Genomic DNA, 10660 nt, shown 5'->3' on the forward strand with positions numbered 1-10660 from the left:
CTTCATTAGTTAGTGAATAGTACATACTATCCTCGAAAGATATTAATATAATCTCAATCCAATATCAATTCTTTTTTTGTAATTTTTATAAAAAAAGAATTGATATTGGATTTTTAATGAAATTTTTCGACAAAATATTTACTTTTAGAAATTATCATTTTATAATGATTATAACTTAATAGATATACTACATAATGTGTAATAATTACTCAGTTGAACATATAGTTATCAAAAGAGGGATTTTTAAATAATGCTACAGATGATGAACGAATGCTCATTACGGATTAACATCCGGAAATATAAGGAAACTAAAATTCCAGAAAAGATGTGTGATTAGTATGCTCAAGTTTAGAAGATTACTAATTGGTTGGCGAAGTGTAGGGAATACACCAGATTCATGGATTTGATCAGATGTACAAGACTTGACGAGAGGTTTATATCTAAAGTAGTTATGACTCTTTTGTTTATTGTCCAATTGGATTTATTGCAGAGTATTTTAGGCTGGCTATACTAAATATACAAGATATATTTATAGATTGTTTCGCGGACCCTATCTCAAAAAAATGAAAAAAAACGATTTTAAATTATTGACAAGTAATAAAACTAAATATATATTAAATTATAATATTTACAATTAAATAATTATTATTGAATATAAATAGGAGGTTTTCCTTTATGAATCCGAATAATCGCTTAACAACAAATCAAGGTTCTCCTGTAGGAGATAACCAAAATTCTCGTACAGCTGGTCAACGTGGACCAGTATTATTAGAAGATTATCATTTAATAGAAAAGCTTGCTCATTTTGATCGTGAACGTATTCCAGAGCGTGTTGTACATGCACGTGGTGCAGGTGCTCATGGTATGTTCGTAACAAAGAACAGTATGAAGCAATATACGAAAGCAGCGTTTTTACAAAATGAAGGAACTGAAACRCCTGTATTYGTTCGTTTCTCAACGGTTATTCATGGTCAAGGTTCTCCAGAAACAGCTCGTGATCCACGCGGGTTCGCTGTTAAATTTTATACAGAAGAAGGAAACTACGATATCGTAGGTAACCATTTACCTGTTTTTTTCATTCGTGATGCAATTAAATTCCCTGACATGGTGCATTCTTTAAAGCCAGCACCTGATACAAATGTTCAAACACCAGATCGKTACTGGGATTTCATGACGTTAACTCCAGAATCTACACAYATGCTGACATGGGTATTTTCTGATTATGGTACACCGGCAAACTATCGTGAAATGGAAGGTTTCGGCGTACATGCATTTAAATGGATTAATGCGGAAGGGAAAATTGTTTACATTAAATATCATTGGAAACCACAGCAAGATGTCCGCAATTTAAGTGCAAAAGAAGTGGAAGAAGTGCAAGGTAAAGATTTCAACCATGCGACTCGTGATTTATTCGAAGCGATTGAAAAAGGAAACTATCCAAAATGGGATCTACACGTACAGATTATGCAATTAGATGAAATGGATTCTTTAGAGTTCGATCCACTAGATCCAACAAAAGTATGGTCAGAAGATCTCTTCCCATTAATTGAAGTAGGGACAATGACTTTAAATCGCAACCCACAAAACTTCTTTGCGGAAGTAGAGCAAGCGGCATTTACGCCAAGTGCAACTGTACCTGGTATTGAACCATCTGAAGATAAACTATTACAAGGTCGTTTATTCTCTTACCCAGATACACAGCGTTACCGCCTTGGTGCAAATTATTTGCAAATTCCTGTAAACTGCCCATACGCAGCTGTTCATAATCAACAACGTGATGGTGCAATGCAAATCAATCAAAACCCATCAACAATTAACTACGAGCCAAGTCGTCATGCTGAAAATCCTGTTGAAGATTCAGCTTACCGTGATTCGAATATGAAACTTGAAGGCTATGTATCTCGTGAAAAAATTGATAAACCAAACGACTTCCAGCAAGCTGGTGAGCGTTACCGTTCATTCTCTAAAGAGGAACAAGATAATTTAATCGCAAACTTAACAAGCGATTTAAAAGATGTGAATGAGCAAACGAAACTACTTGCAATTTGCAATTTCTTCCGCGCAGACCGCGAGTATGGTATGTGCCTAGCGGAAGCATTAAATGTTGATATTTCAGCGTATGTAGGAAATTCTACAAAATAATAACATTCTTAATTCTATTTTATTCTCAAATTTAACTTGCAATATGTGTTTACTAATACAATATATGAGAAAAGAAGTTGTCTCAAAAATTCGTTGAAAAACGATTTTTTAGAGACAACTTCTTTTTTAAGCTTCCTTCAACAATAGGTAGGAATATTAATACTTTATTTTTTATTTGTTTGACGGATCTGTCCATTCACTTTTTTATGATTTTTCATAGACACGCCTCCTATTGATATCAAAACAAGAATATAGAACTATCGTTACATATCCAATTCAAAAGAAGGAAAGAATTCCTTGGTGAAGATCTTTGATTTGTTTATTAGGGGTCACCATATCAAAAAAAGAAAATTGTACGTTTAGACACAATTTATCCGGTTCCCTGTACGTTAAGGAATTAGTTTGTATATTTGAGGAGATGTACGAGACAGATGTGAATTTAGGGGAATCCAATATTTTCTATTCAAATATGATAGAATGGAAATATATCCAAAACGGAGGAAMAACAAATGAACTCAAACACAAAACAGTTTATTTATGATATCCAGCAAAGAAAGAACAATTATATGRAAAATGTATTAAWRGCAATACAACACCCTAAAAAAGAGCAATCTGAACAGGTCATTCAAAATATAGTAGAGAAGATGGATATGATGATTAGTTTAGTTACTACTTACATGAGGATTGAATCAGGATCTATGGAAGAATTAAAAGATCTTCAGGAAGAAATTATTCATGCTCAAGCATATATTCAAAAACGAAAATTTGAAGAAACACAGAGATAAAACCCTGTGTTTTTATTTGGTCGTCTATGAAGCCAATCTGTTATAAATTAAATTAGATGTAATTTGATCACTGTTTTGGCATAATCCATACAATTTGTTGAATGCGTACAATATACGGTATCGTATCTTCAATGAGTAGATGATCTGGTTTTACATCCTTTAACTTTCCTCTTACATTACCCCTTACAGTTTCAATAACCACATGTTTACCAATTGCTGATTGTAATGTCTGATATACGTAGGGATTAGGTACACTTACCATATTTTGTTCACTCAAGTCATTTCCCTCCAAATAACTCATTCTATAGGACTCCTTTTTTACTCACATTCTTTCTCCTAATATATGATATAAATCTTATAAATATGCTAGAAGGATAATTCATTATATGATTGAAAATAACATATTAATAAGATACGTTTTCTATATCTAAATTACTAAAAAATTATTTATATAAGGTTACTTTTACTAGTTAATAGGCAATGATATAGGGATATTTTGAATGTACATCCAGGTTGTTCCTTTCAAGATATGTATCATTTTAAATACGCCCTGTATTAGAATACTGCTCATACTTTTTTTGAGATTCTTTCGTAATACGTGCGTTAAGTAAAATTGCTAACAACAAAAACACTCCATATTTTCCCCCTGTAGCTCCTATGATAATCACACTACTACAAACAAGTACAATTAATAGGAGAAACGAAACTAAATAAATACGGTTATAGTTCTTTGACATCTTCTCGTATTTTATGCGTTCTTTCCTTGCATCCATCTAAATTCCTCTTTTAAATTATCCATTTCACTATAAAATAAATCCCGCTCTTAAAAAGAAAACAATCTATCGTTTCAAATAATTAGTTTGTTTTTTATCAACTAATGTATATAACATAAAAAGAAATCCTACCAATATTAAGCTTTCCACTATGATAATCCCGACCCTCTCCTTCCTTTTAACCCCCATCACATCAGATAGAATATATGTATATCCTATTATTAGTCGCAGCAAACAAAAAGGATCTTCCCTTCTCGTAAAGGCTGATCCTTTTCTTCGTTCATTCAACTATTTYTAGCTATTCTTGATTAATTAGAATAACAGCTGGTCCATCTACACGAATTCCACCAACTTCGATTTTTTCATAAGGCTCAACCGTAATAGAAATGATCCCTTCCCGCTTCTTTAATTCATTACTTAATTCTTTTGTTAACATTTTTTTCATGTGTGCACTCCTCCTTACTGCTTAATTTACTATTGTTATGTAAATGAAATTTAAAATGGTTTCCTGGTCTGGAAACCATTTTTTGTAGTTGACCATATGGTGTTACCAGTTCGTTTATCAATTTTAAGTAAAGAAGATAAACAATTACGATTCACTGTCTCAATAGATGTAAGAAACTCTTAAAGATAGCGGTGAGATTGATTGTTTTTTCTTCTAGAAATAATGACTTAGATAGTATATTACCTAAAACAATGAAAGCCCTACCTCTCTTTCATCCTTACGGCTCCTTGTCCGTGCCAGTGTGAATCAGGATTGCAAAAATCAAGTGACTATTTAATCGAGTTATTTGATGMAACTTCGAACGTTCGTAAAAGAAATKTAAAAATAAAAATGGATTAGATTGAAGTAATAACAAAAGAGGTTCCTACTCTAAAAGTGAGTTGAAGAAGTTGAATGTCTTTGAAATGATTTACTTTTAATAATAATCATATTCCCGAAAAATTCAGGATATTTTCGGGGGATGTAATACATTATCTATAATGAATCTTAACAGAAACTTTTTATTTGATTTTCAGTGATTCCTTTAATTAATCCTAGTTCACTAATCAAAAATTCATGTGCGTTATCCAACATTTTTTTTTCGCTTGTATTAAGTGCCTTTTCTTTCTTCATACGCATTAAATCACGTACAACTTCAGCACCTTCTTGTATTTCACCCGTTTTTATTTTGTCCGTGTTCACTTTATACCTTTGTTTCCACGGCAATAATCTATCTGATTCTCCATGCTGAAAAATGTGTATAATGTGTTTTAATGCAAGTATATCAGTAACTGGGCGTATACTCGAACTCAATATTTTACCCATAGGAATCATGACTTGCATATTACTGATTGACATTTTTATAACATAATACCGTTGTTTTTYCCCTGAGAATTCTTTTTCTTCTATGGCTTCAATTATACCTGCTCCGTGCATTGGATAAACAATGTTATCGCCAATTTGAAACATATAATCCACCTCCATATATGGTAACCTTGTTAAGCTTAACAYATATGTGATTTTTTATCAAATATTYAATAATATCATAAATTTATTTTTAKTGTCAATATCTTTTTCTTCAAAAATAAAATTTAGTAAAAACAGCACCAAATTTATAGGGAGCGTGTCGGATTTCGAATAAAGGGAAGGGGGATTTTCCCGCGTATATTCTGAAACCTCTACTAATTAACGTAGATCAGTTTTCCCTTGAAAACGACCAAATCGATCCCGTATTTTTTTCAATCTTGTGTGGTACTCCAAAATCTCAATTCTTGCTTTTTCAGCTAGAGGTGCAATTGGTCTTAAATCTTTTAACCCCCAATAATCAACCACTACATCAAGTACTTGATCAAAATATTGTAGYGGTCCATAGTTAGCTTCTTTTGCAATCACAGCCATTCTATTTTCAAAATCAGGCATGACAGCACCTGGCATTTTAAAATTCATAATTACATTGGCAATATGATAGCAATAATTAGGTTCCAATTCCAAATGTGTTCGAATGACGTCTCGATAAAACGCATAATGAAGAGTTTCATCTTTTGCAAGACGGCGTAATAATGTAGCAAGATCTGGATCGTGCTTACTTGCAACCTTAGCTACATTATTGTAAAACACCATCGTTGCAAGTTCTTGTAGCGTCGTATACGTCATTGCTTCGATTGGTGTATGAAAATCAGGCTCAAATCCACCCTCAACGACTGACTTTCTTAATTCATGTAWTCGTTTRGGRTTCACACTTCGAGTGAGTAGTAAATATRTCTCCAATAAATTCGAATGTTGATCCTCTTCTGAAGTCCAAGTATGAATAAAGTCTGTAATAACAGAAAGGGAYCCTTTAAAAGTCGCAGATAAATACGTTGTAAACCATGGTAAATTCACTTCTGTTAATAAAGCTGTTTCRATGGCCGTAATTACACCAGAAGGAAKAGTAACTTGACTTTCATCCCAAGGAACTCTTTTAAAGTCCMTTCCCTTATCCCATGGTAAAAACTCATGATAACCCCAGTCTATCTTCTGCGCTCTTATTTTATGTTGTTCATACAKTTCTTTTAAACGTGGTTCTAATCGGAAATCTAAATCATTTGTTAGCATCTATAAGTGCCCCCTTTTCTTATCATATAAATAGTCATTCTATTTTTACCCTTAAAATTTTCTACAAATAAATATTACGTTCCTTTTTTTAAAGTCAAACATAATAAATTTGTAACAAAATTCTTTAAGAGCRCTATRTTTTGATATGATTTCTTCATATCAAAAGGGGAACCGTTACATATATTGTCCTCTTTTATAAAAGGAATACTGAGGCATACGATATGTTAGTTAACCTAAATAAAAAAACTATCCTCAGTAAATAGAGAATAACATTCATGGATGAAGATACTCGTCATGTTGTAAATCTTGGTGATTATAAAAAGGTGYATACCCATAAAGAATCGTTTTATAATAAAGATTGATAAACAATTAATCTTTCATGCGTTTTCGCTACTTTCTAATTTTGTTATTAGCAGTAAAAACTTAAAAGATTAATGGCGTTTTATACACACTAACAATTTATTTAGATATAAGATATTAGATTAAGAACTTGGAAAATATATACAGTTGATGAGATAGCCTTAAACGACAATTCCCAACAAAATCACTGTACATTGGCTATGATGAGTTAGACCGAATTTTTGGAAACAGTATACAATACAAAGGAAAGAGGCGATAAACATGCAGTCAACGGAATCGTATATGAAGGAAAGACAACGTAGAGAAAAAATAGAAATAATATTTAATCACAGGGTAAAAGGAGAGAGTTATTTTCATGGTTCTTCCTATCAATGGAAAAACATTGTATATCAAAATTATAATAAGATACAACAAAAAGAGTTGGAAATTGAGCAACTCATTTCGAAAATGGAAAAATCAGGAGTTCGTTTTGCGCAGCACCGCTCGCTCATACACTATCCCATCATTGATTTTGTAAAATATATAGCTAAGATTTATAAGGAAACCCTCGAAATACAATAATCATATATAAAGGAAACCTTTATAAAATGTTTATTTTCGAAACTTTGTTAACTAAAAGCCCAAAAACTCATTTTAATATTCTTTTTATTCGAAATACTCTTCGTTCTTGTTATAATAAAAACCATAACGTATTCTAGTCGTTTGTATATCTTCAGATTTTGTGAATTTTATTACACCTTATTTACTTTTTATCTACTTTATAATAAAAAAAGAACTATCTCTTCTCTTAAAAATCAAGAGAAAAAATAGTCCTTTTTCATTTATCTTATTTCTTAAAGTAAGTCCAGCCTTCTTCTTGATAAATCTTTTCTTCTTTCATCAGTTTACCAAGTGCACGCTTAAAGGCAGCTTTACTCATATTGAAACGTTCTTTAATGTCTTCTGGGTTGCTCTTATCCCAAAACGGCATTGCTCCGCCTCGTTCTTCCATATATGCATAAAGTACTGCTGCATCATCTTCCATTCCTTCTTCTTTACGAGGAAGAAGTGAAATGTTGATTGTACCGTCATCTTTCACGTCAATGATACGGCCTGTTACGCGCTCACCGATGCGGACTTGTTCTTTTCTTTCTGTATGGTGTAAGAAAGCACGGAAATGCTCGTCAGTTAGTATGAATGAACCAACTTGAAGTGAGCGATACACACGTCCATTTACGTTTTTATTACGCATAGATGGCGTTGCATCTACGATAATTTCTTGCATATCACTGTCTCTTGCCGGAAGAGCAATTAAACGATCACGATTCGTTAATTTTAACGTACAATATAATTCGTCGCCTTCCTGAGGCCATACTGGCATATAAATTGGAAACTCATCAAGTGGAATTAGTATATCTTTTGATACACCAATATCAACAAACACACCTAAACTAGGAATAACTTCTACAACCTTTACCCAATTCCAATCATGTGTTGTAATAATTGGTTCCTTCATTGTTGCTGAAATACGATTTTGGTGATCAAGGTATAAGAATACATCAATCGTATCGCCTTCTGCAATTTCTCCAGCTAATTCGTTTTTATGTAGGAAGATTTCTTCCTCTTCGTTTCCAACCATATACCCGATTTCCGTTTCGCGTAAAACAGTTACCTGTTCAATCGATCCTAATTGCAAATACATATTTTTTAATTCCCTTCTATATATATAAAGTTATCTTTTTTATCATTCCAAACAAAAGTTAATTATAACACGATTTTTCCTTTATTTGTCCAACTGCCCAAAATTCACTATAATTAAATAAAGACTTTATCTATAGGACTATATTACCCTACGGATGATCCGTCAAAACACTTAAGTTGCAACACTCTATCTAATCGATGTATTTTCCGCTATACTTTAATATGTATATTACATAGCCTATTTAGGTGCATTAAAAGATAGAAATTTATTTGGAGGTGCTAACTATGGCAAAAGAGAGTTCTTTTGACATCGTTTCGAAAGTAGAATTACCTGAAGTAACAAACGCAATTAACATCGCATTAAAGGAAATCCAAAACCGATATGACTTTAAAGGTAGTAAAAGTGATATTAAATTAGAAAAAGAAGTACTTGTTTTAACTTCTGATGACGAGTTCAAATTAGACCAAGTAAAAGATGTTCTAATTTCTAAACTTGTAAAACGTAACGTTCCAATTAAAAACTTGGACTACGGAAAAGTTGAAACTGCATCTGGTAACACTGTTCGCCAACGTGCAACTCTGCAACAAGGTATCGATAAAGATAACGCGAAAAAAATCAACAACATCATTAAAGAAATGAAATTAAAAGTGAAAACACAAGTTCAAGATGACCAAGTACGCGTAACAGCGAAAAGCCGTGATGACTTACAAGCAGTAATCGCAGCCGTTCGCAGCGTTGACTTGCCAATCGACGTACAGTTCATTAACTACCGCTAAAAAGAAACCTCCTCTATTCAGAGGAGGTTTTCTACTTATTACGAGCAACAATATATTGCTTTATCAAATGATTTTTCTGGAATATACACTTTATCATTTTCAATTTTGTATTTAATATTATTTCTCTTAAGAACCGCTGTATCGACAGAATGAACACTATCGCCCCACTGAACAAATTCCCCATCGTCACCGTTGGCCCAAAAATACAAACTTACGAATACGATAAGAAGACAAAAACATAGAGCGAACAACTTCTTTCTCCTCAAATATCTCACCTCATCTTGAACTGTAAACAGACTATCCAAAAGAAGAGTTACTCATTTCCGTTTCTTTTTAACCGCAATTAAAAAAGCAATAAATAATACGTTCACACCGACTATTAAGGAGATAAATAACCAATTCACACCTGTTTCTTCGCTAACTTTATACACATTCGACTCTTCGCGCTTTAAAACAAGATAAAATTTTCCGTTTTCTTCTCTTATAATTTCGTCTTCTAACAATCCTCTTAACTCTTGTTTTTCACCAATTGTACTTACAGGTAAGGAAACCTTTTGCGTTTCTTTCGTATTATTAATCGCTACTAGTGTTACTTCATCTTTATACTTTCGTTTTAATATACTCATTCCATCTTTATCATATAGAAGTTCAAACGTACCACGTCGTAAAGATGGTCTCGTTTGTCTAAGTTCACCTAGCTTCGTTATGTGCTGCATAAACTTTTCATCCGATTTAAAATCCATTAATCGTCTATTATCTGGAGCATCCCCCCCATCTAATGCGATTTCAGTTCCGTAATAAAAATTCGGTATCCCCGGGGATGTTAATAAGTAAGTGATCGCTAGTTTTAAACGAGACGGCGGGTAATACATGTTTTCTTTTGCAATACGCGCAAATCGCTTTGTTTCTTGATTATCTAAAAACGTAGCGAATTCCTCTTCTTTTCCGCTCACATCATATAACGGTTTCACAGACATATCTGCTTTTGAAAATGACTCTACTATTTTTTTATAGTAATCATTATCTTCCTTTGTCATAATGTGAAAATCTTTCTTTACCTTCTGCAAATCCTTTTGCACTTCATCCCAAAAAGCACGTGGCTTTTTTTCACTATGTATYACATAACTTCCGTCTAAATCGACTTCTTTTATCCACCATTTCATCGAGTCTATTAATTGTTGTTCATTTTCTTCATACGGAAATTGAAAGACAACTTTCATTCCTTTTTTGTGAGCCTCATTTACAAGTTCTTTCACATCATTTTCTGTTCCGAAATGTTCATTTACTTTTCGAAAGTTTCGAACGCCTAATCCATCATACTTTTCACTTTCAAAAAGCGGAGAAAGCATAATAGTAGTAAATCCCATTTCTTTTATGTAGTCCAATCTTTTTATAATCCCTCTTATATCTCCGCCCTGATACCCTTCTAAATTACCAACGTCTAACTGTTTGTCATTTTTCGGTTCTCCGTTATTGAAGCGATCAATCATAATGGAATATATAACTTCATCTCGCCATTCCCTTTTTTCTTCCGCAAAAGTATGTACTGGTACAAACAAAATAAC

General features: G+C 32.8%; 12 protein-coding genes. 4 read left to right on the forward strand and 8 right to left on the reverse strand.

What is annotated here, in order from left to right; all coding sequences use genetic code 11:
• Positions 1-675: 675 nt before the first annotated feature.
• Together AC1DTM_RS12200 and AC1DTM_RS12205 are read left to right on the forward strand one after the other, a co-directional pair.
• A complete protein-coding gene (locus tag AC1DTM_RS12200) occupies positions 676-2142 on the forward strand; it encodes a catalase (protein ID WP_088099288.1) in 1467 nt (488 codons plus the stop codon).
• A 509-nt stretch (positions 2143-2651) separates the two neighbouring features.
• Positions 2652-2927, forward strand: coding sequence for a hypothetical protein (locus AC1DTM_RS12205; protein WP_477000270.1), 276 nt, complete (start codon positions 2652-2654; stop codon positions 2925-2927).
• Positions 2928-2994: 67 nt separating this feature from the next.
• On the opposite strand, the gene AC1DTM_RS12210 is transcribed toward AC1DTM_RS12205, so the two are convergent.
• The 5 genes from AC1DTM_RS12210 to AC1DTM_RS12230 all read right to left on the reverse strand — a co-directional run bounded on the left by AC1DTM_RS12210 (position 2995) and on the right by AC1DTM_RS12230 (position 6278).
• Positions 2995-3228, reverse strand: a complete 234-nt coding sequence (locus AC1DTM_RS12210) for a YuzF family protein (RefSeq protein ID WP_246908363.1) — start codon at positions 3226-3228, stop codon at positions 2995-2997.
• 238 nt (positions 3229-3466) lie between these two features.
• Positions 3467-3700 carry a hypothetical protein gene (locus tag AC1DTM_RS12215; protein WP_002114669.1) on the reverse strand — a complete coding sequence of 78 codons (234 nt, stop codon included), beginning with the start codon at positions 3698-3700 and terminating at the stop codon, positions 3467-3469.
• A 298-nt stretch (positions 3701-3998) separates the two neighbouring features.
• Entirely contained in the window at positions 3999-4145 is a 147-nt protein-coding gene (locus AC1DTM_RS12220; protein WP_000738547.1) for a BC1881 family protein, read from the reverse strand.
• Positions 4146-4691: 546 nt separating this feature from the next.
• Complete coding sequence (locus AC1DTM_RS12225) at positions 4692-5153, reverse strand: CarD family transcriptional regulator (RefSeq protein ID WP_477000271.1); 462 nt, start codon at positions 5151-5153, stop codon at positions 4692-4694.
• Positions 5154-5369: 216 nt separating this feature from the next.
• Entirely contained in the window at positions 5370-6278 is a 909-nt protein-coding gene (locus AC1DTM_RS12230; RefSeq protein WP_477000272.1) for an acyl-ACP desaturase, read from the reverse strand.
• A gap of 621 nt (positions 6279-6899) precedes the next feature.
• On the opposite strand from AC1DTM_RS12230, the gene AC1DTM_RS12235 reads away from it, so the two are divergent.
• On the forward strand, positions 6900-7199 hold the full coding sequence (locus AC1DTM_RS12235) for a hypothetical protein (RefSeq protein WP_016104161.1): 300 nt from the start codon (positions 6900-6902) through the stop codon (positions 7197-7199).
• 265 nt (positions 7200-7464) lie between these two features.
• Here AC1DTM_RS12235 and AC1DTM_RS12240 read toward each other — a convergent pair whose 3' ends face one another.
• Complete coding sequence (locus AC1DTM_RS12240; RefSeq protein WP_002011240.1) at positions 7465-8319, reverse strand: CvfB family protein; 855 nt, start codon at positions 8317-8319, stop codon at positions 7465-7467.
• A 284-nt stretch (positions 8320-8603) separates the two neighbouring features.
• Between AC1DTM_RS12240 and AC1DTM_RS12245 the strand changes: the two genes are divergently transcribed.
• The gene (locus tag AC1DTM_RS12245; protein ID WP_002030284.1) at positions 8604-9095 is read left to right on the forward strand and encodes a YajQ family cyclic di-GMP-binding protein; all 492 of its coding nucleotides are present in this window, start codon (positions 8604-8606) and stop codon (positions 9093-9095) included.
• A 38-nt stretch (positions 9096-9133) separates the two neighbouring features.
• Here the strand turns inward: AC1DTM_RS12245 and AC1DTM_RS12250 are convergent, their stop codons facing one another.
• Positions 9134-9361 carry a hypothetical protein gene (locus AC1DTM_RS12250; protein WP_033714674.1) on the reverse strand — a complete coding sequence of 76 codons (228 nt, stop codon included), beginning with the start codon at positions 9359-9361 and terminating at the stop codon, positions 9134-9136.
• Positions 9362-9412: 51 nt separating this feature from the next.
• The coding region (locus tag AC1DTM_RS12255; RefSeq protein WP_477000273.1) for an alpha-amylase family glycosyl hydrolase at positions 9413-10660 on the reverse strand (1248 nt) is incomplete at its 5' end.

This window comes from Bacillus sp. P4_D3, assembly GCF_056401855.1.